The sequence below is a fragment of the Leifsonia poae genome, from assembly GCF_050632865.1.
Taxonomy (GTDB): Bacteria; Actinomycetota; Actinomycetes; order Actinomycetales; family Microbacteriaceae; genus Leifsonia; species Leifsonia poae_B.
Map to the genome: position 1 here is coordinate 261700 of NZ_JBODSA010000001.1, position 21242 is coordinate 282941.

Below are 21242 nucleotides of genomic sequence, written 5' to 3' on the forward strand. Positions count from 1 at the left end.
CCGATGTATCCGAGAGTCACCGCCATCGTCGTCGCCCAGAGCGGCGGCGCCCACCTGCAGCGCACTCTCGACGCCCTCGCGGAGCAGACCCGACGACCGGACGCCGTGATCGCCGTCGACTGCGCTTCCACCGACGACGCCGCCCGGCTCCTGGCCGAGGCCCAGCCCACCCAGCTGATCTCCCTCCCCGAGAAGCTGCCGTTCGGCGCCTCCGTCGCTGCAGCCGTTCGCGTCCTCCCTCCCGTCGACGGCTCCGAGCAGCTGCTCTGGCTGCTGGCACAGGACACCGCGCCGGAGCCGCAGGCGCTCGAGTCTCTGCTCGCCGCTCTCGAGGTGTCGCCCTCCGTCGCGATCGTCGGACCCAAGCTCGTCGACTGGGACGACCCGGCGTTCATCCGCGAGTTCGGCGAGGCGATGACGCCGTTCGGCGCCTCGGTGCCGCTGGTCGAGAACGAACTCGATCAGGCCCAGCACGACGGTCTCAGCGACGTGCTTGCCGTCTCCAGCGCCGGGATGCTGGTGCGCCAGGCGCTCTGGGAGCGGCTGGACGGCTTCGACCCCGCACTCCCGACCATCGACGACGGCCTCGACTTCTGCACCCGCGCCCGCCTCGCCGGCTTCCGCGTCACGCTCGTCGCGACGGCCAGAGTCGCGCTCGCGGGCGACGGGCTCGCCGGGCCGAATCTCAGCCCGAAGTGGACGGTGCGCCGTCGCCTCTCCGGGGAGCGGCGTCGCGCTCAGCTGCACCGCCGCATGGCCTACGCGCCCGGGTGGGCGGTGCCGCTGCACTGGCTCACTCTCGTGCCACTGGGCATCCTGCGTGGCCTGCTGCGGCTGCTGCGCAAGGAGCCGGGGTCGATCGGCGGCGAGCTGGGGGCGGCGTTCCGCGTCGCGTTCTCCGGCATGGCGGTCGGCAACGCCCGGCGCAGGCTGGCGTCGGCGCGCGAGGTCGGCTGGGCCGCCGTCGCGCCGCTGCGCATCCCCTTCGCCGAGGTGCGTCGCGCCCGCGCGCTCAAACGCGAGGCGGCGACCGTGCAGCTGCAGGGCGAACGGCAGGACCTCGACTTCTTCGGCACCGGTGGGGGATGGGCGGTGCTCACCGCCCTGGTGATCGGCGTCGCCCTGTTCTTCCCGCTCATCGGCTCCGGCGCGCTGAGCGGTGGGGGACTGCTGCCGCTCGACGCCTCGGTCGGCCAGCTCTGGGCGAACCTCGGATACGGCTGGAGGGACGTGAGCCTCGGCTTCACGGGGGCCGCCGATCCCTTCTCGGCCGTGCTCGCGGTGCTCGGCACGCTCACGTTCTGGCAGCCGTCGCTTTCGCTCGTGCTGCTCTGGCTTCTCGCGCTGCCTCTCGCCGCGCTGGGCGCCTGGCTGGCAGCCGCGCGCCTGACGAACCGTGGCGTGCTCCGTACGGTCGGCGCGCTCGCCTACGCCCTTGCGCCGATGCTGCTCGTCGCTCTGCAGGGCGGTCGCCCTGCGGCGGTGCTCGCGCACATCCTGCTGCCGTGGCTGTTCTTCGCCGGGCTCGCCGCGCGACGGTCCTGGGCGGCCAGCGCCACCACCGCACTGCTCGCCGCCGCCACGGTCGCGTGCGCGCCCATCCTCATCCCGGCCCTGGTGGTCGCGTGGATTGCCGCCATCGCCTTCGCCGGCCGCCGCGTCGCCCGCATCGCGCTCATCCCGCTGCCCGCGGTCGTGCTGTTCGCTCCGCTGGCCTGGGAGCAGATCTCGCGCGGCGCATGGCTGTCGATCCTCGCCGATCCGGGCGTCCCGCTGGATGCGCGACAGACGCCGGCCTGGCAGCTCGCGCTGGGCTTCCCCGATGGCACGCTTGGCGGCTGGCACGCGGTCGCCCAGGCGCTCCACCTGTCGACGGCATCGGCGAACATCCTGGTGCCGATCCTGCTGGCGCCGCTCGGCATCCTGGCCCTCCTGGCGCTGTTCCTGCGCGGGACGGTGCGCGCCATCATCGCGCTGCTCGTGGCCCTCGCCGGCTTCCTGACCGCAGTGGCCGCGCTGCACCTCCAGCTGGCCGTCGCGGGCGGCACGGCGGTGCCGATCTGGCCGGGCAGCGCGCTCAGCCTGTACTGGCTGGGACTCGTCGGGGCGGCCGTGCTCGCCCTCTCGGCCCTCGGACGCGCGGCCGTCTACCCGGCCTGGGTTGCGATTGTGACCCTCGCCGTCGCCTCCGTCCCGGTCGGCATCGCGACGCTTAACGGCCACGCCCAGGTCGCCGAGAGCGACGGACGCACGCTGCCCGCGGTGGTCACTGCGAAGGCCGCCACAGCGCCGCGCACCGGGACGCTGCGGATCGTCCCGCAGCCCGACGGCGGAATCCGCGCCGACATCGTCCGCGGGAGCGGTCAGACGCTCGACGACCAGTCGACCCTCGCGGACACCGAGCGCGGCCTCTCGCCGGCGCAGCAGGACCTTGCGACCCTCGCCGGCAACCTCTCCTCGCGCAGCGGCTACGACGCCTCGGGCGAACTGAAGCGTCTCGGCATCGACTTCGTCCTGCTGACGCCGTCGGCGACGGCCATCGATTCCACGGATACGACGACCGCCGACGCGACGCGCAGCCGCGCATCCGTTGCGATGGATGCCAACCCGCTCCTCGCACCCGTCGGCTCGACCGGCACCGGGCGGCTGTGGGCGTTCGACCGTGGCGCAGCCGATGTGCCCGCGGCCGCGCAGGTCCCGGCCGATGCGGGCGGATGGTGGCGCGTCCTCATCCTGGTCGTGCAGGGTCTGATCATCGGCGTGACGCTGCTGCTCGCCATCCCGACCACGCGGTCGGCCGACCGGGTGTCGGAGCTGTCCGCCCGCCGCCCGCGCCGGACGGTGAAGGAGCGCGCGGTCGAGCCCGACGACGAGCCAGACCGGCCCGCGGATGCGTCCGACGGCGTCGCCGCCGAGACGCTGGGCGAGTACGAGGCCGAGCCGGAAGGCGAGGCCGTCGTGGAGTCGGCGGAGGAGGAGGACGTGCCCGCGCCGGAGCCGGCCCCCGAGCCCGAGCCGGAGCCCGCACCCGCCTACGAACCCGATCCCGACCTCGACCGCCCCCACGACCGCCAGGAGGAGCGCGTGACCACCCCGCCCGGCCCGACCACGCTCGAGGACGGCCTGGAGGAGACCATCATCCGTCCCCGCGTCCGATTCGAGGGAGGCGACCGTGGCTGACCGCACGGGTATCGCGCGCATCGGCATGCGCGCCGTCGGCGGCCTCGTGGGCGTCGGCGTGGCCGTGGTCGTCATCGCCGGGACCACGCTCCTTCCGCTGCAGGACGTCGCCATCGGCGTGCCCGCGAAGACCGTCACCCCCGTCGCCGCGGACCAGCAGCGCGTCTGCCCGGGCCCGCTGCTCGCGCTGGCAGCCGACGCGGGCGCCGCCACCCGGCCCAGCGCTGTCGGGACCCCGGACTACGCGGCCAGCAGCCAGGACGCCGAGGTGCGCGGTCTGAAGCCCGACGCCGACAGCGACTCCGCCGATCAGGCGCCGCAGCTGGTCTCCATGAGGACTCCGCAGGGGGCGACTGCGCCGCCGCTGTTCGCGGCCGCGCAGTCCCAGACGGCGTCGACGGAAGACCTCGCCGGCCTCGCCGCCGCCGCCTGCGCCGAGCCGAGCGCCGACACCTGGCTGGTCGCCGGCTCCACATCCCTCGGCCAGACCAGCCTCGTGCTCCTGTCCAACGCGAGCGAGGTGGACGCCACCGTCGATTTGACGATCTACACCGAGTCCGGTGTCGTCAGCGCCCCCGGGGCGACGGGCATCGTCGTGCCCGCCGGATCCCAGAAGGTCGTCCCGCTGGCCGGGCTCGCGCCGTCCGCGTCAGCGCCGGTCGTCCGCGTCACGACGAGCGGCGGCGAGGTCGTCGCCTCTTTGCAGCAGAGCTACGAGCAGGGCATCCAGCCGCGCGGAGCGGAGCTCGCCGGAGCGACCGGCCTGCCCGGACGCCAGCAGATCATCCCCGGCGTCACCATCGCGTCCATGAACGCCGTGCAGAGCGCGCAGTCGGCGGAGGGCGTGAGCGTCGACTTCCCCGTCGTCCGGCTCCTCGTGCCCGGCGACGCCGACGCGAAGGTCACCGTCGGCGCGGTCGGCGAGGCGGGCACGGCGGCGGGCAACTCGTACGCCACCACCCTCAAGGCCGGCACGGTCGCCGAGCTGCCGCTGGACAACCTCAAGGACGGCAACTACACCGTCACCGTCAACTCCGACGTTCCCGTGGTGGCGGCGGTGCGCACGACCGTGATCGGCTCGAAGACCCGGGACTTCGCCTGGTTCTCGTCGGCGCGTCCGCTGCAGAAGGAGCTGGTCGCAGCGGTGCCCTCCGGCGCCTCCGCCACCCTGCACTTCGCCAACGCCGGCGACGACGACAAGACGGTCACGATCGAGGGGGCGCGCGGAGGCGGCACGCCGACCAAGCTCACCGTCCCCGCCGAGGGTGGCGCGCAGGTGAAGGTCGCCCCCGGCACCTACCGGGTGACCGGCGCGACGGACCTCACCGGCAGCGTCAGCCTCTCGGCCGACGGACGCGCGAGCAGCTTCGTGCTCGCGCCGCCAGGCCCGCTCGCGGCGCCCATCACGGTCTACCCGAACTGACGCCCAGGCGACGCCCGCGTCAGAAGTGGCGGTAGCGGTCCGGTGCCAGGTCCCACGGGTCCTTGCCGAGCAGTTCGGCGACCGCGCGGAAGACGCATCCCTCGATGTACATGCGGCGGTGCAGCTCGTCGTCCCGGTGCAGCTTGGTCAGGCGCTGGATCGGGACGCGGTACAGCACGATGCGGCGGCGGGACGCGTCCACCCGCCAGCGGTCGACCCCGTCGGCGCCGGAGTTGCCGATCGGCGTCGCCGCGACCTCGAAGTGCACGTTCGACAGCTCCTCCGGCCAGATGCCCTTGAGGTAGTCGGCGGTGGACGCGACGGTCATGTCGAAGAAGTCGATCCGGTTCTGCAGCATCGGCAGGTGCGGGCCGGTCACGGGCCCGCGGGCGCCGCGGCCGTGCCTGCTACGCCAGCGGCTGGTCGCCGGGGTCTGACTGCTGGTGCGGCGGTTGCGGGGCATGTCGCCATCCTACTTCCGCCGCGAACCGCTATTCTGTCCCCGATGTTGAGCCGTCCCTGTTCCCGTGTCGCGTGTCCGCGCGACGCCGTGCAGACGCTCACGTACGTGTACGCCGACTCCATGGCCGTCATCGGGCCGCTGAGCCTGTCGCACGAGCCGCACTCGTACGACCTGTGCGCCATCCACGCCGAGCGGCTGTCCGCTCCGCAGGGCTGGCAGATCGTCCGCCACGTCGGCGTGACCGACTGACGAGCGCGCCTCGCGGTAGGTTAGGGCCATGAGCACCCCCAGCGACCCGCGCCTGCAGTCCGTCGTCAAGACCTACGACATCCGCGGATTGGTGGGCAAGGACCTCGCTGAGGACGTGGTCGAGGCCATCGCCGCCGCGTTCGTGGACGAGGTGGAGGCTGCCGGGAGCGACGTCATCGTCGGCCATGACATGCGCGACTCGTCCCCGTCCTTCGCGGCGGCCTTCGCGCGCGGCGCGCAGGCGCGCGGCGCCGACGTCGTCTCCATCGGGCTGTGCTCGACCGACGAGTCGTACTTCGCCTCCGGCTACCTGGAGGCGCCCGCGGCGATGTTCACCGCCAGCCACAACCCGCCGACGTACAACGGCATCAAGCTGTCCCGTGCCGGCGCGCAGGGCCTGAGCATGGACACCGGGCTCCGTGCCGTCCGCGACCGTGCCGACGCGTATCTGCGCGACGGCATCCCGGCGGTGGAGCGTCCGGGGACCTTCCGCGAGGAGGACGTCCTCGACCGCTATGCGGCCTATTTGCGTTCGCTCGTCGACCTGAGCGGGATCCGGCCGATCACGATCGTGGTGGACGCGGGGAACGGCATGGGCGGCCTGACCGTGCCGGCGGTGCTGGAGGAGGCGGCGGGGCTTCCTGCGCTGCCGATCACGGTCATCCCGCTCTACTTCGAGCTCGACGGCACCTTCCCGAACCACGAGGCCAACCCGCTGGAGCCGAAGAACCTCGTCGACCTGCAGCGCGCGGTCGTCGAGCACGGCGCCGACCTCGGGCTCGCCTTCGACGGCGACGCCGACCGCTGCTTCGTCGTGGACGAGCGCGGCTCGGCGGTCACGCCCTCCGCGGTGGCGGCGATCGTGGCCCTTCGCGAGATCGCGCGGGCGCGGGCCGAAGATCCGGACGCCGAGATCACGGTCATCCACAACCTGATCACGTCCAACATCGTCCCGGAGACGATCGAGGCGGCGGGCGCGGTCCCGCTGCGGACGCGTGTCGGCCACACGCTCATCAAAGACGCCATGCGCCGCTCGGGCGCGGTGTTCGGCGGCGAGCACTCCGCGCACTACTACTTCCGCGACTTCTGGAGCGCCGACAACGGGATGCTCGCGGCCATGCACCTGCTCGCCGAGTTCGGCTCGCAGGATCGTCCGCTGTCCGAACTGGCGGCGAAGTACACGCCCTATGCGATGTCCGGGGAGATCAACTCGACCGTGGACGACGTGCCCGCAGCGTTCACCCGCATCGTGGAGGCGTTCTCGAACCGCGCGGACTTCGACGAGCTGGACGGCCTCACGGTCACCGGCCGCGTCGGGCAGGACGAGACGTTCTGGTGGTTCTCGGTGCGCCCGTCCAACACCGAGCCGCTGCTCCGGCTGAACGTCGAGGCGGGGGACCAGGCGACGATGGCGCGCATCCGGGACGAGGTGCTGGCGCTCATCCGCGCCTGACCCACTCCGGGAGGGCATGCGAGAATAAACAACATGCCAGCTCCCACTTCGACCGCCCTGCCCTTCAAGGTCGCCGACCTGTCCCTCGCCGAAGCGGGACGTCACCAGATCCGCCTCGCCGAGAACGAGATGCCGGGCCTCATGGCCCTGCGCGCCGAGTTCGGCGACTCCCAGCCGCTCGCCGGCGCCCGCATCGCCGGCTCCCTGCACATGACCGTGCAGACCGCTGTGCTCATCGAGACGCTGGTCGCGCTCGGCGCGCGCGTCCGCTGGGCCAGCTGCAACATCTTCTCCACGCAGGACGAAGCGGCCGCGGCGATCGCCGTCGGCCCGACCGGCACCCCCGAGGCGCCCGCCGGCGTCCCCGTGTTCGCCTGGAAGGGCGAGACGCTGGAGGAGTACTGGTGGTGCACCCAGCAGATCTTCGACTGGTCCGCGGAGGCCGCGGCCGACGGCGCCGACTACCTCGGCCCGAACCTGATCCTCGACGACGGCGGCGACGCCACCCTCCTCGTCCACAAGGGCCGCGAGTTCGAGCTCGCCGGCGCCGTCCCGGAGAACGCGCCGGGCGACAGCCACGAGTACCGCGTCATCCTCGCCGCCCTCCGTGCCTCGCTCGCCGAGTCGAAGGACCGCTGGACGCGCATCTCCGACGACATCCTGGGCGTCACCGAGGAGACCACCACCGGCGTCCACCGCCTCTACGAGCTGGCGAAGGCCGGACAGCTGCTGTTCCCGGCGATCAACGTCAACGACTCGGTCACCAAGAGCAAGTTCGATAACAAGTACGGCATCCGTCACTCGCTGCCGGACGGCCTCAACCGCGCCACCGACGTGCTCATCGGCGGCAAGGTCGCCTTCGTGGCCGGCTACGGGGACGTGGGCAAGGGCGCAGCGGAGGCGCTGCGCGGCCAGGGCGCGCGCGTCATCGTCAGCGAGGTCGACCCGATCAACGCGCTGCAGGCCGCGATGGACGGCTACCAGGTCGCGCGCCTGGAGTCGGTGATCGACCAGGTCGACATCCTCATCACCGGCACGGGCAACCTCAACGTGGTCACCCTCGACCACCTCCTCGGGCTCAAGCACCTGGCGATCGTCGCCAACGTCGGCCACTTCGACAACGAGATCGACATGGCCTCGCTCGAGTCCCTGGAAGGTGCGGAGAAGGTCGAGATCAAGCCGCAGGTGCACGAGTGGCGCCTGCCGACCGGCCGCAGCATCCTGGTGCTCTCGGAGGGCCGCCTGATGAACCTGGGCAACGCCACCGGCCACCCCAGCTTCGTCATGAGCAATTCGTTCACCAACCAGGTGCTCGCCCAGCTGGAGCTGTACGTCTCGACCGAGAACTATCCCATCGGCGTGTACGTGCTGCCGAAGCACCTCGACGAGAAGGTCGCGCGGCTGCACCTCGACGCCCTCGGCGTCGAGCTGACCACGCTGACGGAGGAGCAGGCGGCCTACATCGGCGTGCCGGTCGACGGCCCCTACAAGGTCGACCACTACCGCTACTGATGGTGCTCGAGTTCGCCGACCGGGAGCTGCCCGGCGGCCTGATCCTCCGGGTCCGGAAGGAGCAGGACGCCGCGGCGCTCGCCGCCGCCTATCAGCGCAACCGCGGGCACCTCGCGCCGTGGGATCCGACCCGCACCGAGGACTTCTTCACCGAGGGCGGTCAGCTGTCGCAGACGCGTGAGCTGCTGGCCCTGCGCGAGATGGACGCCACCCTGCCCTTGGTGCTCGTCGACGGCGGCGAGATCGCCGGCGGGATGACGCTCAGCGGAATCGTCCGCGGTGCCTTCCAGTCGGCGACGGTCGGTTACTGGCTCGATCGCGACCACACCGGCCGCGGGCTGGCGTCGGCGGCCCTCACCGCGGTGATCGAGGCCTCCCGGGACCAGTACGGGCTGCACCGCATCCAGGCCGCGACGCTGCTCGCCAACCACGCTTCGCAGTCCGTGCTGACCCGCGCCGGGTTCGAGCGCATCGGCGTCGCCCCGAAGTACCTGCAGATCGCCGGCCGCTGGCAGGACCACGTCCTGTTCCAGCGCATCCTGCACGACTGAGTCAGTCGGGCAGTTCCGCGAACGCGCGCACCGGGAAGGTGCCGAAGCCCTCGATCGCCGGGGGAGCGGCGGTGAAGCGGGCACCGCGCTCCGGGAGCTCGCCGAGCCGGGTCAGGTGCTCGACGACGTGGATGCCCCCGGCGAGCAGGATGCTGTGCGCGGGACGCGTGCCACCGCCCTCGGTGTCGTCGATGTTGAGCGAGTCGATGCCGACCAGGGCGACGCCAGCGTCCACCAGGGCCTGTGCTCCCTCCTCGGTGAGGAAGGGGGCACCGGTCGCATACGCCGGGGTGCCGAAGTGCGCATCCCATCCCGTGCGCAGCAGCACGGCGCCGCCGGGCTCGCCGACGCCGGCGACGGCCGAGGCGGGGATGCCGCGCGCGTCCCGCTCGCCGTCGCTCCAGTCGACCACCCGGGCCGGGAGGCCGACCAAGGTCGCCAGGTCGAGCCCGGCGAGGTCGGGCCCGTCCGCGTAGCGGTGGAACGGGCTGTCGAGGTACGTGCCTGTGTTGCCGATCATCGTGATGACGTCCATCGCGAACTCCGTGCCCGGCGCGTACACGTCACGGGACGCCTCCCGGGTCAGGTGCGGCGTGATCACCGGGGCGGGGAGGCCCGGATACGTCACCAGACCCGCCCGGATCGGGTGACTGAGGTCGACGATGCGTCGTGCGGTCATGGTGCTCCTTCGTTCGGGGCGGTCGGCGGGCGGCTCAGCGCTCGGGGAAACCGTGCGGCAGCGTGCCGAGCACCGGCTCCAGCCGCTCCAGCCGCTGCTGCTCCAACGCGAGGCCGCGGGCGTCCCGCTCCCGTCGCAGCACGGCTACGGCGACGAGGAACGTCTCGGCGTCGACCGGCGGAAGGGGCGAGACATACGGCGCAGCCTCGCGGGCCAGCTCGGCGCTGAGCCCGAGGCGGGCGGCGGGCGTGAGGTCAGGCGCCTGCCGGATGAACTGCGCGATCCGGCGCGAGAGCCGGTCCGGGAGCCGGGCGACGTCCGCGGTCGCCGCCCACGTCGTCAGGTGCGGCGCGAGGTAGAGCGGCAGCGGCGTCGGCTTCGGGACGCGCACGAGCTGGCTGTACGTGCCCGCCAGCAGATCGCCGAGCCGTTTCGACCGGGTATTGAGCAGCCCTGTGAGCGCCGCGACCGCGCCCACCGTCATGAAGATCTCGAGGACGCCGACGAGGGCGCGGATGAAGGAGTGGCGGAACCCGATGGCGCCGCCGTCGTCGCGCACGATCCGCGCTCCGACGGCGAGCTTGCCGAGCGACCGCCCGCGGGAGACGAGCTCGACCGTGGTCGGCAGCACCACCATCCCGAACACGAGGATGAGCACGATCAGCGCGCGGGCGAGGGCCTGGTCCAGGCCGCCCCCGGTAGCCGCGAGGAGCAGGATGCAGCCGAACATGACGAGCATGGACACGAGCCAGTCGATGATGCAGCCGGCCGCCCGGAGGATGTAGCTGGCGGGCTTCACGTCGAGCGCGACGGCCTCGCCGGTGACCAGCTCGCGGTCGTCCTGCGACGCGCTCCCCGGCCCCGCCTGCATCATAGATATCATCTAAGCAGATGGACCTCGACGCCTACACCGCCGCGCGCAGCGCCGACTGGGAGGAGCTTTCCCGGCTGGCCGCGAAGCGACGTCTCGACGGGGCTGAGGCCGACCGCCTGATCGACCTCTATCAGTCCGGAGCGGCCGATCTGTCGGCCATGCAGACCAGCGCGGGGGCCACCGCCGCCGGCGACCGGCTCTCCCTCGCGCTGTCGAACGCCCGGCTCCGCTTCACCGGCGCCGGCGCCAACCTGTTCGCGCAACTGCCGCGCTTCTTCGTGCTGCAGCTGCCCGCCGCGCTGTACCGCCTCCGCTGGATCGTGCTGGCCGTCGCGCTCGCCACCGTCGTCATCGCGACGCTGTACGCGCTCTGGATCACGGGCAACCCCGACGTTCTCCGCAACCTCGGCGACGACGCGAACCTGCGCCGCTACGTCGAGCACGACTTCATCGACTACTACTCCAACAACCCCGCCGCCTCTTTCGCCGGCCAGGTGTGGACCAACAACGCCTGGATCGCCGCGCAGTGCATCGCGTTCGGCATCACCGGTCTCTACGTGCCCTACGTGCTCATCCAGAACGCGGTCGGCGTCGGCACCGCGGCCGGCGTGATGTTCGCCTACGGTCGCGGCGACGTGCTGTTCTCGTACATCGTCCCGCACGGCCTGCTCGAGCTGACGAGCGTCTTCGTCGCCGCGGCCGCCGGCCTCCGCATCTTCTGGGCGTGGGTCGCACCCGGTGCCCGCACCCGCGGTCAGGCGCTCGCCGAGGACGGCCGTGCGCTCTTCACGGTCGCCGTCGGCTGCGCCATCTCGCTGTTCGTCTCGGGTCTCATCGAAGGCTTCGTGACGCCGTCGGGGCTGCCGGTCTGGGCGAAGATCGGCATCGGCGCGCTCGCCCTGGCCGCGTTCCTCGCCTACATGCTGGTTCTCGGCCGACGGGCCGTGCGCGCGGGCGAGACGGGCGACCTCACGGAGTACGAAGCGGGGACGCGGCGCATCATCGCCGGGTGAGGCGGTGTCGTCCGGCGCCGCGCGTCAGAGGCGCCCGGCGGCCTTGAGAGCCAGGTACCGGTCCGCGAGCGCGGGCGGCAGGTCCGCGGGCGCCCCGGTCACCACGTCGCCGCCGAGCCGGCGCACCGCCGCCGTGACGCGGCTGACATCGAGCAGCGAACGCTCGGCGGCCGCCGCGCGGTAGACCGCCTCCCGGTTGGGCCGCTCCCCCGTGGCCGCGATCGTGTCCGGATCCGTCACGCTCGCCACCACGACGAGGTGCTTGGCCGTGAGCTGGGGCAGTGCGGAGAGCAGCCCGCGCGAGGCGCCCGGCGACTCGATCGAGGTGAGCAGCACGACCAGCGACCGCTGCGACGTGATCTGCGCCACCTGCGACGGCACCGCCGACCAGTCCATCTCGATGAGGGACGGCTCGATCCCGGCCATCGCGTCGACCATCCGCGACAGGAGCTCCGGACCGGAGGCGCCCTGCACCCGGCCGCGGACGACCCGGTCGTAGGCGATCAGGTCCACCCGGTCGCCGGCACGCGTGGCGAGGGCGGCGAGCAGCAGGGACGACTCGAACGCCGTGTCGATCCGGGGCTCGTCGGCCACGCGCGCAGCGGACGTGCGGGCCGTGTCGATCACGATCACGACGCGCCGGTCGCGCTCGGGCCGCCAGGTGCGGACCATCACCCGCGCGCCGCGTCCGCCGGTCGGGTCGTGCCGCCGCGCGGTCGCTCGCCAGTCGATCGAGCGCACGTCGTCGCCGCGCACGTACTCGCGCAGCGAGTCGAACTCGGTGCCCTGGCCGCGGAGCAGCACCGTCGTGCTCCCCTCGAGCTCGCGCAGGCGAGCGAGCCGCGAGGGCAGGTGCTTGCGCGACGTGAACGGCGGGAGCACCCGGATGCGCCCCGGCGCCTCCAGCGTCGCCTGCCGCGCCCACAGGTGCAGCGGCCCCCAGGACCGCACGGTGACGGCGGCGACGCGGCGCTCGCCGCGCCGCCACGGGCGCAGCGAGGCGACGATACGTCGCCGCTCGCCGGCCGGGATCGACACACGCGTGCGTGTCGGCGCGGCGCCGGCGGACGGCTCCCAGGCGTCGCGCACCATGCCGCGCAGCATCCTCCGGCCCGTGTTCGTCACCAGCAGCTCCGACTCGGCCTCCGCGCCGAGACGCACGCGCGCCGGGAGCGTGCGTTCCAGCCGGACGGCGCGCGGCGACGCGGCCGCCGTCAGGTCGATCGCCCCGAGCACGACGCACAGCACGAGCCATCCGCCCAGCGCGAGGTACGCCGGCGCGCCGCTCCCGCCGCCCAGTCCGAGCAGCACGACGGGGACGACGCCCAGCGCGAGCAGGGCGACGAAGCGTCCGGATACCGTCACGTCGCGCGCCTAGATCGGGACCTGGACCTGCTGGACGATCGACTGCAGGATCGCATCGGCGCCCACGCCCTCCAGCTCCGCCTCCGGCCGCAGCTGGATACGGTGGCGCCAGACCGGCAGCAGCATCGCTTGCACGTGGTCCGGGGTGATCGAGTCGTAGCCGGACAGCCACGCCCAGGCCTTCGCAGCCGCGAGCAGCGCGGTCGTCCCGCGCGGGCTCACGCCCAGCTTCACCGACGGGCTGCGCCGGGTGGCCCTGGCGAGGTCGACGATGTAGGCCAGCACGTCCGCGTTGGCGCCGACGGCCGCCGCCGACGCTCGCGCGGCGGCCAGCTGCGCGGACCCGAGCACCGGGGTCACGCCCGCGGCCGCCAGGTCGCGCGGGTTGAACCCGGCCGCGTGGCGCCGCAGCACCTCCACCTCGGTGTCGCGCTCGGGCACATCCAGGGTCAGCTTGAGCAGGAAGCGGTCCAACTGGGCCTCGGGCAGCGCGTAGGTGCCCTCGTACTCGATGGGGTTCTGGGTCGCCGCGACGATGAACGGATCGGGGAGGCGGCGGCTCACACCGTCCACGCTGACCTGGCGTTCCTCCATCGCCTCCAGCAGCGCCGACTGGGTCTTCGGAGGCGTCCGGTTGATCTCGTCGGCCAGCAGGATGTTCGTGAACACAGGTCCCTCACGGAACACGAAGCCGCCGGTCTGGGCGTCGTACACGAGCGAGCCGGTCACGTCGCCCGGCATCAGGTCGGGCGTGAACTGCACGCGCTTGGTGTCGAGGCTGAGGGCGTGGCTGAGCGACCGTACGAGGAGCGTCTTCGCCACGCCCGGCACGCCCTCCAGGAGGACGTGGCCTCGCGCGAGCAGCGCGATGATGAGCCCGGTGACCGCGCCGTCCTGCCCGACGACCGCCTTGCCGACCTCGGTGCGCACCCCGGCGAGGGCGGAGCGCAGCTGGGCGGCATCGGCGGAGGCGCCGGGGGAGGCAGCGGGGAACTCGGCCCCCGTGGTGACGTCGGTCATTCGCTCATTCTTCCGGTCGGGCCCGAGTCGGGCGGGGAGGTCGGCGGCGGGGCGGTCGGTGAGACGGCGTCGGCGGCGGCGCGTTCGAGCTCCGCGAGGTCGTCCGAGAGCCGGAGCAGGTCGTGGTCGGTGGCGGGGATCCGGTCGACCAGGATGTCGCGAACGCGCATCCTGTCGGCGCGGAGCAGTGCCGCCACGGCGTCGGCGACTTCCACCGTCGTCGCGGCGGCGGGCAGCCCGACGATCGCGGAGAGGCGCCCGACGGTCCCCACACGCAGTGCGTCGGCGGCGCGCAGCCGGGCCGAGGAACGCTGGTAGAGCCGGGCCCGCCCCTCCCGGGTCTCTCCGGCCCGGACCACCACCGGCAGGTTCTCGACGACGAGCGGCCCGAACCGGCGCCCCCGCCAGATCGCGGCGGCGATGAAGACGACCACCAACAGCAGCATCACCGGCGTGACCCAGCCCGGGGTGAGCGCCGCGATGTCCGGCGGTCCGGTGACCGGGCGGTCGTCGACCGACGGCAGGTACCACACCAGCGTGGGGTGACCGCCCAGCAGGTTGAGCGCCAGCGCCGCGTTCCCCTCGCGCTCCACGCCGTCGTTCGTGAGCACGGCGGCGGAACCCAACAGGTACAGGGTCGAATCGTCGAACGTCGTGCGCACGAGGGACGTGCGCCCGTCCGCGTCCGTGAAGCAGGAGACGCCGTCGCCCGCGACGCGGAACGTGCCGGGGTGGATGTGCTCCTCTGTATTAGGGGTGCTGCGCGGGTCGATGCGCTCGGCCCGCTCGGCGGCGCTGACGTCGCAGCCCGCGCTGACGGCGCCGCGCGGTGCGCCGGCCGCGGTGACGTCGGACGCGACGGCTCGCAGGGCGGCGAATCCGGGCTCGACCAGGACGATGGTGCGTCCGTCGGCCGCCAGCGACCGGTATCCCGTGGAGGACAGGTTGCCCTGCGGGTCGTAGACGAGCACGGTCGCGTCATCTGCGGCCGCCGCCGTGGCGTCGGCCAGAGTGGTGACGGGGCTGACCGTCACCCCATGAGCCTTCAGCACCTGAGCGACCGCCTCCGCTCCCGCCGGCGCGGCGTTCGCCGAATCGACGGGCGTGCCCTCGCCGGCACGGCCGCCGGTCAACAGGATGCCGAACAGCGCGATGACGACCGCGATGGCCGCCAGCACGATCCATGGCACGGCCCGTCGCGCGGTCTGGCGCACCGTGGGGGAGAGCGCGGGAGCGGACTCGGTCGCATCCCGCTCGCGCGCGGGTGCCGGGGCGGTCACGATGTCACCGTCGTCGCCGGAACGCGCACCCGCTGCAGGCGCTGATCCAGAGCCACCAGCTGCTGGTAGGCGCCCTCGGTGCCGGGGCGGTCGAGGTAGCGGACGTCGTCGAACGCGCGAGCCGCGGTCCGCAGCGCCTCGCGCTCGTCCAGCGCGACCTCCGCGGCGCGCTGGGCGAACTCCGTCGCGGTCGTTCCCGGACTCACCCGCACGAGCGTGCGCTCGTCGAGCGACACCGCGATCGCACGGAACTGCTCTTCGACGGCGACCACCCAGTCGCCCGCGCGGGCCGCGCGTTCGGCCGCCGCGCGCAAGTCGGCGGCGCTGCGGGCGTCGTCGTCGCCGAACAGCGACCGACGCTCCAACGCGGACCGGCGATTGACCCGCGGGCGCCCGAACACGAAGAAGGCGACCACGATGAGCCCGGCGACGATCAGGACCACGACGAGCAGCAGCACCGGTCCGGCGTTCCCACCGGGTCCCTGGAAGAGGGACGCCAGCCAGTCCTGTACGGCCTTCGACGCCAGGTCGAACCAGGTCGGCTTGGCCGCCTGGTACTGCGGGCGCGCGAGCTCGTCGCGCAGCCACTGCTGGGCTTCCGGCGAGCTCGGGTCCACCGGGACGTCGACACGGAACACGATCAGCCGGCCGGCCACCCGGGAGCCGCGGCGGGCGGCTGTGCGCGCTCGGCGGGCGGCAGGTACGGGTCGGGCAGCTCCTGCCCGGTCTCGCGCGCCTCCACGAACCGCACCAGCTCGAGGTCGAGGCCTTCCTTGCGCATCCGGAGGTCGAGGTAGAGCAGCGCGACGGCGGCGTTCTGAATGACGCTGCCGATGGCCCCCACGATCGACGTCACGATACTCGCGAGCACGTTGACGCTGAGCTGCGTGACCAGCACCTGGGACAGCGGGTCCGCCGAACTCGCCGACGTCGGCGCGAGCACCCCGCCGAGGAAGCCGCCGATGAGGCCGAACGGGATGCTGATGGTCTGCGTGACCGCGTAGACGATCAGCCAGACGAGCGCGATGATGCCGAAGGTCCGCCAGAAGTAGTTGTCGGTGAGCCGCCACGACCGGGCCACCGCGGCGGTGAGCGACAGCCGCTCCAGCACGATGGCGGACGGCACCATGGCGAGCTTGGTGTTGATCCAGATGGCGAGGGCGGCGAGACCGAACCCGCCGACGATTCCGGCCGCCACGGCGCCGATCACGCCCGCGGTCCCGCCGAGCATCGCCAGGACGACGACCACGGTGACGACCAGCGCCAGCGCGACGAACCACGCCAGGCCCAGCAGGAACGTCCATCCGATCAGGGCGCCGATGCGGCCGCGCACGAGGTGCCAGAGGGAACGGAAGGTCAGCTTCTCGCCCAGGGTCTCGCGCGCCACCTCGCCGACGATCACTCCCTGCAGCAGCGCGCTGAACACCGTCGTGATCAGCAACGAGAGCACGCCGAGCACGATGATGCCGCCGACGGCTCCGGCCTGCAGGGTCGGCTGATCGGCGACGTCCCCGTTCGCGATGCGTCCGGCGAGCAGGGCGACGGCGCCCGCGATGAGGATGCTGGCCACGATCGCCGGGATGCCCTGCAGCAGCAGAGCTGCGCCCACGGTGATGCGCGGATTGCGCCGCAACGCCTGGAACGGCGCGGCGAGCAGCGGCCCAAGCGTGAGCGGGCGCAGCGGGATCAGCCCCGGCTTGGGCGGCGGCGTCCAGCCGGGTTGCGGTCCGGGCTGGCCGTACCCCGGGTACGGCCCGTACTGCGGCTGCTGCCCGTACTGCGGCGGCTGCCCGTACTGCGGCGGCTGCGGCTGCCCGGCACCCGGCGCCTGCCAGTTCTGTTCGTCGGTCACGCCGTGCCCTTCCGTCCCCGCGCGTCGTGCGTTGGTCCCATGCTGGCACATCGGCCTCGCGAGCGATGTCCCATCCACAGGGCACGTGATGCATTCATTCAAGCCGGTATCAGGACTGCTCCATTACGCTGGTCATGTTGTCCGCGGCTCCGGCCGCTCGAGGAGGGTTCGGGGAACGTCCCACATGACTAGTCGCATCCTGGTGGTCGACGACGACACCGCGCTTGCGGAGATGATCGGCATCGTGCTGCGCACCGAGGGCTTCGACCCGGTCTTCTGCGAAGACGGGTCGCTCGCAGTGGACACCTTCCGGTCGGCGAAGCCCGATCTCGTCCTGCTCGACCTCATGCTGCCCGGCATGGACGGCATCGAGGTGTGCGGCCGCATCCGCGCCGAATCCGGCACCCCGATCATCATGCTCACCGCCAAGTCCGACACCGCCGACGTGGTGAAGGGCCTCGAGTCCGGCGCCGACGACTACATGGTCAAGCCGTTCAACCCCAAGGAGCTCGTGGCTCGTATCCGCACCCGCCTCCGCCCGGGCCCGGCCGCACCGCCCGCCGACGAGCTGACCGTCGGCGACCTCGTCGTCGACGTCGCCGGCCACGAGGTGCGCCGTGGGGACACGCGCATCGCCCTCACGCCGCTGGAGTTCGACCTCCTGCTCGCGCTCGCGTCCAAGCCGCAGCAGGTGTTCACCCGCGAGATGCTGCTGGAGCAGGTCTGGGGCTACCACTACAAGGCCGACACCCGGCTCGTGAACGTCCACGTGCAGCGCCTGCGCGCCAAGGTGGAGCAGGACCCGGACAACCCGAAGATCGTCATGACCGTGCGCGGGGTCGGCTACCGCGCCGGCGCGGCCGTCTAGCGTTCGGAGGCCTGAATGCGCTGGTGGCCGACGCAGGAGATGTGGCGGCAGGCGCCGTCCCGTCTGGCGCGCCTGTGGCGCAGCTCGCTGCAGCTGCGCACCGTCGCCATCACGCTCCTCCTGACCGGCGTCGCCATCCTCGTCACCGGCGTCTACATGGCGCTCAGCATCAGCAACGACCTCTACCAGTCGCGGCTCGACCAGGCGTTGCGCGACTCCAGCCGCGCCACCACGACTGCCCAGTCGACGCTGAACGCCTCCGACGTCTCCACCGGCGACGCCGGGAAGAACCTGCTCAACACCGTGCTGCAGAGCGTTCAGGCGTCCACCTCCAGCCGTCTGGTCGCCGCCTACCGCGTGCCCGGCCAGGACACCGGCGTGCTCGCTCCTCCCGACCGCGGCAGCCCCGCCATGAACTCGGTCATCTCGCCCGAGCTGCGCGAGAAGGTGCAGACCGGCGGGACCAAGCAGTTCTACCAGTCCGTCGCCCTCCCGGCCGTCGGTGGCGACACCGACCCGGGCATCGTCGTCGGCTCACAGCTGACGCTGCCCTCGTACGGCAAGTACGAGCTGTACATCGGCTACAACCTGCGCGACTCCGAGAACACGCTGCTCTTCGTGCAGAACACGCTGCTGCTCGCCGGGCTCGCTCTCATCCTGCTCATCGGCGCCATCACCTGGGTGATCGTGCGCTTCGTCGTGGAGCCCATCCGCGTCGCCGCGCAGACCAGTGAGCGGCTGGCCGCGGGCGACCTCGCCGTGCGCATCCCGGAGAAGGGCGAGGACGTGTTCGCCTCCCTCGCGCGCTCGTTCAACGGGATGGCGGACAGCCTGCAGAGCCAGATCAACCAGCTGGCCACCCTGTCGCAACTGCAGCAGCGGTTCGTGTCGGACGTGTCGCACGAGCTCCGGACGCCGCTCACGACCATCCGGCTGGCCGGCGACGTGATCTACGACCAGCGGGAGGGCTTCGCACCTGCGACCGCCCGCACCGCCGAACTGCTCCACACGCAGATCGAGCGGTTCGATCGGCTGCTCTCGGACCTCCTCGAGATCAGCCGCTACGACGCCGGATCGGTGGTCCTCGACGCCGAGCCCACCAACCTCGTCCGCCTCGCCGAGGACTGCGTCGACGAGCTGCGGACCCTGTCGGAGCAGAACGGCTCCGAGCTCACCCTTGACGCGCCCGGCGGTTACTTCGACGTGCCGATGGACCCGCGCCGCATCCGCCGCGTGGTCCGCAACCTCATCGGAAACGCGATCGAACACGGAGAGGGCCGCCCGGTCGTCGTCACGGTCGACAGCAACGAGACCGCTGTCGCGCTGACCGTGCGCGACTACGGGATCGGCATGAACCCGCAGGACATGGCCCACGTCTTCGATCGCTTCTGGCGCGCCGACCCGTCCCGCAAGCGCACGCTCGGCGGCACCGGACTGGGGCTCGCGATCTCGCTCGAGGACGCGACCCTGCACTCCGGATGGCTGCAGGTGTGGTCGGCGCCCGGGCAGGGCTCGTGCTTCCGCCTGACGCTGCCGCGCGTGACCGGACGCGAGATCACCGCGTCACCGCTGCCACTGCCCCCGGTGGACGCCGGGGCGACCCTGCCTGCCGGATCGGGTCCGGAGGCGCTGCCCGGCCCTGTCGGCACCGGAAGCGAGGCCCGCGCATGATCCGTCGTCGTCCCCTGCGCGTCCGCGCCGCGCTCGCCGCCGTCGTCACGCTGACGCTGCTGGCGCTCGCCGCCTGCGCGAGCATCCCCGACTCCGGCCCGGTGCGCCAGGGAGCCCCTGTCGCGCAGGTGAACGATCCGCTCGACCTGGACTTCAACCCGTCGCCACCTGAGAAGGGCGCGTCGCAGCAGCGGATCGTGCAGGGCTTCATCGACGCCGCGTCCAGCCCCAAGAACAACTTCAAGATCGCTCGCGAGTACCTGACGACCGCGATGGCCGCCAACTGGAACCCCGACGAGTCGGTGACCGTCGACGACGGCCGCAACCGCACCTACGACGACCAGGGGACGCTGTGGCGCCTCGACGTCACCCCGGTCGCCAACGTCGACAGCGTCGGCTCCTACCATCCCGTGGCCAGCACCGCGCCGGTCGGGCTGAACTACCAGCTGGTGCGGGAGGACGGGGAATGGCGCATCTCCGTCGCGCCTAACGGCGTCGTCATCGACGACCCGACGTTCCGCGCGGTGTACGCGCAGCAGAACCTCTACTTCTACAGCCCCGGCTACACCTACCTGGTGCCGGACGCGCGCTGGTTCCCGGCGCGCGTCGCGTCCGCCGCGACCCGGGTCGCCAGCTCGGTGCTCGCCGGGCCGGCGCCCTGGCTGAACGGCGCGGTCGTCACCTCGTTCCCGAAGGGGACGCAGCTCGCCGTGCCGTCCGTCACGACGGAGGGCGGCGTCGCGCGCGTCGACCTCAGCTCGGAGGCTGGGCAGGCGGACTCCGCGCAGCTGCAGCGCATGCAGTACCAGCTGGAGCAGTCCCTCGGCAGCCTCGCGCAGAGCGTGCAGCTGTCGATCGAGGGGAATGTTCAGCAGGTGCCGTCGCTGAGCACGGACGCGGCGCCTGTCCGGAACCCCTCGGTGGACTCGCGTGCCTACGTCTACCGCGGCGACGTCTTCGGGCCTGTGAACGGCGACACCGTGACGGGGCTGAGCGGACTCAGCGACAAGGTCGCGGCCCTGCACCCGACGGCCGTCACCCTCAGCGCCTCGCGCGATCAGGCCGCAGTGCTCTCGCAAGCGGGGGTGTACTCCGTCCGCAAGAACGGCGATCCGGTCCGCGTGGATGGGCGCCCCGGGCTCATCGGACCCTCCTTGGACGCGGACGGGTGGGTCTGGTCGGTCCCCGGCGGGTCGCCCGGCGCGATCCAGGTCACCGCGGGCAACGGCGCGGATGCGCACGGGCTGGTCGCGAACTGGCCGGATGCGACTGGGATCCTTTCGCTGGCCGTGTCGCGCGACGGTACCCGGCTCGCCGCTCTGCTGCGCACCACGACCGGCTACGCGCTGATGGCGTCCGGCATCGTCCGAGCCGCGAATGGAGCGCCGAACGGGCTCACCGAACCGGTCGAACTCGCCGTGCCGTCGGCCGGTGCGCGGTCGGCGGCGTGGACCAGCGACCTCACCATCGCGGTGCTCACCACGACGAGCGGGGAGGCGACCAGCATCGCCCAGCAGACGGTCGGAGGCTCGCAGACGACGACCTCCGGGCCGACCGGCGGCCGGACCATCGTCGGGGCCGCAGGGCTCGCCCCGTACGTCGTGCTCAGCGCCGACGGGACGCTGCTGGCGCCGACCGGGACGGGGTGGCAGGCGCAGCTCGACAAGGTCGGCGCGGTGGCGGTGCAGCAGGGTCAGCCCTGAGTTCTCCACAGCACGTGTCCTGAACTGGTTCTCCACCGATTCGCGGGCTCCCGCTCGCGGCGGCATGCCGCCCGCGAGGCTGGACG

Annotated in this window: 18 protein-coding genes; 10 read left to right on the forward strand and 8 right to left on the reverse strand. The window is 72.4% G+C overall.

Features of this window, described 5'->3' with window-relative positions:
- Positions 1-3 precede the first annotated feature (3 nt).
- Positions 4-3180, forward strand: a complete 3177-nt coding sequence (locus ACRAWB_RS01215) for a glycosyltransferase (protein WP_431351694.1) — start codon at positions 4-6, stop codon at positions 3178-3180.
- Complete coding sequence (locus tag ACRAWB_RS01220; protein ID WP_431351695.1) at positions 3173-4603, forward strand: DUF5719 family protein; 1431 nt, start codon at positions 3173-3175, stop codon at positions 4601-4603. The genes ACRAWB_RS01215 and ACRAWB_RS01220 overlap by 8 nt, the downstream gene beginning before the upstream one ends.
- 19 nt (positions 4604-4622) lie before the next feature.
- On the opposite strand, the gene ACRAWB_RS01225 is transcribed toward ACRAWB_RS01220, so the two are convergent.
- Positions 4623-5066 carry a metallopeptidase family protein gene (locus ACRAWB_RS01225; protein ID WP_363807702.1) on the reverse strand — a complete coding sequence of 148 codons (444 nt, stop codon included), beginning with the start codon at positions 5064-5066 and terminating at the stop codon, positions 4623-4625.
- 42 nt (positions 5067-5108) lie between these two features.
- Here ACRAWB_RS01225 and ACRAWB_RS01230 point away from each other — a divergent pair, with 42 nt between their 5' ends.
- Genes ACRAWB_RS01230 through ACRAWB_RS01245 form a run of 4 tightly spaced genes read left to right on the forward strand, consistent with a single transcriptional unit; the run spans position 5109 to position 8831 of the window.
- Complete coding sequence (locus tag ACRAWB_RS01230; RefSeq protein ID WP_064111176.1) at positions 5109-5315, forward strand: DUF3499 family protein; 207 nt, start codon at positions 5109-5111, stop codon at positions 5313-5315.
- Between the two features lie 28 nt (positions 5316-5343).
- Positions 5344-6768 (forward strand): phosphomannomutase/phosphoglucomutase, encoded by a 1425-nt coding sequence (locus tag ACRAWB_RS01235; protein WP_431351696.1) that lies wholly within the window; start codon positions 5344-5346, stop codon positions 6766-6768.
- A 33-nt stretch (positions 6769-6801) separates the two neighbouring features.
- The gene (gene ahcY, locus ACRAWB_RS01240; RefSeq protein ID WP_431351697.1) at positions 6802-8280 is read left to right on the forward strand and encodes an adenosylhomocysteinase; all 1479 of its coding nucleotides are present in this window, start codon (positions 6802-6804) and stop codon (positions 8278-8280) included.
- Positions 8280-8831 (forward strand): GNAT family N-acetyltransferase, encoded by a 552-nt coding sequence (locus ACRAWB_RS01245; RefSeq protein ID WP_431351698.1) that lies wholly within the window; start codon positions 8280-8282, stop codon positions 8829-8831. Before ahcY ends, ACRAWB_RS01245 begins: the two co-directional genes overlap by 1 nt.
- Position 8832: 1 nt before the next feature.
- On the opposite strand, the gene ACRAWB_RS01250 is transcribed toward ACRAWB_RS01245, so the two are convergent.
- Positions 8833-9510, reverse strand: coding sequence for a cyclase family protein (locus tag ACRAWB_RS01250; RefSeq protein WP_431351699.1), 678 nt, complete (start codon positions 9508-9510; stop codon positions 8833-8835).
- Positions 9511-9544: 34 nt separating this feature from the next.
- Positions 9545-10384: an RDD family protein gene (locus ACRAWB_RS01255; protein WP_431351700.1), complete on the reverse strand. Its 840-nt coding sequence runs from the start codon at positions 10382-10384 to the stop codon at positions 9545-9547.
- 17 nt (positions 10385-10401) lie between these two features.
- Here ACRAWB_RS01255 and ACRAWB_RS01260 point away from each other — a divergent pair, with 17 nt between their 5' ends.
- A complete protein-coding gene (locus ACRAWB_RS01260) occupies positions 10402-11397 on the forward strand; it encodes a stage II sporulation protein M (protein WP_431351701.1) in 996 nt (331 codons plus the stop codon).
- A 24-nt stretch (positions 11398-11421) separates the two neighbouring features.
- Here the strand turns inward: ACRAWB_RS01260 and ACRAWB_RS01265 are convergent, their stop codons facing one another.
- Genes ACRAWB_RS01265 through ACRAWB_RS01285 form a run of 5 tightly spaced genes read right to left on the reverse strand, consistent with a single transcriptional unit; the run spans position 11422 to position 16914 of the window.
- Positions 11422-12762 (reverse strand): DUF58 domain-containing protein, encoded by a 1341-nt coding sequence (locus tag ACRAWB_RS01265; RefSeq protein ID WP_431351702.1) that lies wholly within the window; start codon positions 12760-12762, stop codon positions 11422-11424.
- A 9-nt stretch (positions 12763-12771) separates the two neighbouring features.
- Positions 12772-13782 (reverse strand): AAA family ATPase, encoded by a 1011-nt coding sequence (locus tag ACRAWB_RS01270; protein WP_431351703.1) that lies wholly within the window; start codon positions 13780-13782, stop codon positions 12772-12774.
- Positions 13779-15062: a DUF4350 domain-containing protein gene (locus tag ACRAWB_RS01275; protein ID WP_431351704.1), complete on the reverse strand. Its 1284-nt coding sequence runs from the start codon at positions 15060-15062 to the stop codon at positions 13779-13781. The genes ACRAWB_RS01270 and ACRAWB_RS01275 overlap by 4 nt, the downstream gene beginning before the upstream one ends.
- Positions 15059-15718: a DUF4129 domain-containing protein gene (locus tag ACRAWB_RS01280; protein WP_431351705.1), complete on the reverse strand. Its 660-nt coding sequence runs from the start codon at positions 15716-15718 to the stop codon at positions 15059-15061. The genes ACRAWB_RS01275 and ACRAWB_RS01280 overlap by 4 nt, the downstream gene beginning before the upstream one ends.
- Positions 15703-16914, reverse strand: coding sequence for a hypothetical protein (locus ACRAWB_RS01285; RefSeq protein ID WP_431351706.1), 1212 nt, complete (start codon positions 16912-16914; stop codon positions 15703-15705). Before ACRAWB_RS01285 ends, ACRAWB_RS01280 begins: the two co-directional genes overlap by 16 nt.
- A 184-nt stretch (positions 16915-17098) precedes the next feature.
- Between ACRAWB_RS01285 and mtrA the strand changes: the two genes are divergently transcribed.
- Genes mtrA through ACRAWB_RS01300 form a run of 3 tightly spaced genes read left to right on the forward strand, consistent with a single transcriptional unit; the run spans position 17099 to position 21156 of the window.
- Positions 17099-17782 (forward strand): MtrAB system response regulator MtrA, encoded by a 684-nt coding sequence (gene mtrA, locus ACRAWB_RS01290; RefSeq protein ID WP_431351707.1) that lies wholly within the window; start codon positions 17099-17101, stop codon positions 17780-17782.
- Positions 17783-17797: 15 nt separating this feature from the next.
- On the forward strand, positions 17798-19453 hold the full coding sequence (gene mtrB / locus ACRAWB_RS01295; protein WP_431351708.1) for an MtrAB system histidine kinase MtrB: 1656 nt from the start codon (positions 17798-17800) through the stop codon (positions 19451-19453).
- Entirely contained in the window at positions 19450-21156 is a 1707-nt protein-coding gene (locus ACRAWB_RS01300) for an LpqB family beta-propeller domain-containing protein (RefSeq protein WP_431351709.1), read from the forward strand. The genes mtrB and ACRAWB_RS01300 overlap by 4 nt, the downstream gene beginning before the upstream one ends.
- The last annotated feature ends 86 nt before the right edge of the window (positions 21157-21242 follow it).

Bases quoted from the DNA above. Each gene is read 5' to 3' on its own strand.
- ACRAWB_RS01230 (WP_064111176.1), top strand. From the start codon at position 5,109: ATGTTGAGCCGTCCCTGTTCCCGTGTCGCGTGTCCGCGCGACGCCGTG.
- ACRAWB_RS01255 (WP_431351700.1), bottom strand. From the start codon at position 10,384: ATGATGCAGGCGGGGCCGGGGAGCGCGTCGCAGGACGACCGCGAGCTG.
- ACRAWB_RS01250 (WP_431351699.1), bottom strand. From the start codon at position 9,510: ATGACCGCACGACGCATCGTCGACCTCAGTCACCCGATCCGGGCGGGT.
- ACRAWB_RS01215 (WP_431351694.1), top strand. From the start codon at position 4: ATGTATCCGAGAGTCACCGCCATCGTCGTCGCCCAGAGCGGCGGCGCC.
- ACRAWB_RS01300 (WP_431351709.1), top strand. From the start codon at position 19,450: ATGATCCGTCGTCGTCCCCTGCGCGTCCGCGCCGCGCTCGCCGCCGTC.
- ACRAWB_RS01225 (WP_363807702.1), bottom strand. From the start codon at position 5,066: ATGCCCCGCAACCGCCGCACCAGCAGTCAGACCCCGGCGACCAGCCGC.
- mtrB (WP_431351708.1), top strand. From the start codon at position 17,798: ATGCGCTGGTGGCCGACGCAGGAGATGTGGCGGCAGGCGCCGTCCCGT.
- ACRAWB_RS01245 (WP_431351698.1), top strand. From the start codon at position 8,280: ATGGTGCTCGAGTTCGCCGACCGGGAGCTGCCCGGCGGCCTGATCCTC.
- mtrA (WP_431351707.1), top strand. From the start codon at position 17,099: ATGACTAGTCGCATCCTGGTGGTCGACGACGACACCGCGCTTGCGGAG.
- ACRAWB_RS01270 (WP_431351703.1), bottom strand. From the start codon at position 13,782: ATGACCGACGTCACCACGGGGGCCGAGTTCCCCGCTGCCTCCCCCGGC.
- ACRAWB_RS01260 (WP_431351701.1), top strand. From the start codon at position 10,402: ATGGACCTCGACGCCTACACCGCCGCGCGCAGCGCCGACTGGGAGGAG.
- ACRAWB_RS01235 (WP_431351696.1), top strand. From the start codon at position 5,344: ATGAGCACCCCCAGCGACCCGCGCCTGCAGTCCGTCGTCAAGACCTAC.
- ahcY (WP_431351697.1), top strand. From the start codon at position 6,802: ATGCCAGCTCCCACTTCGACCGCCCTGCCCTTCAAGGTCGCCGACCTG.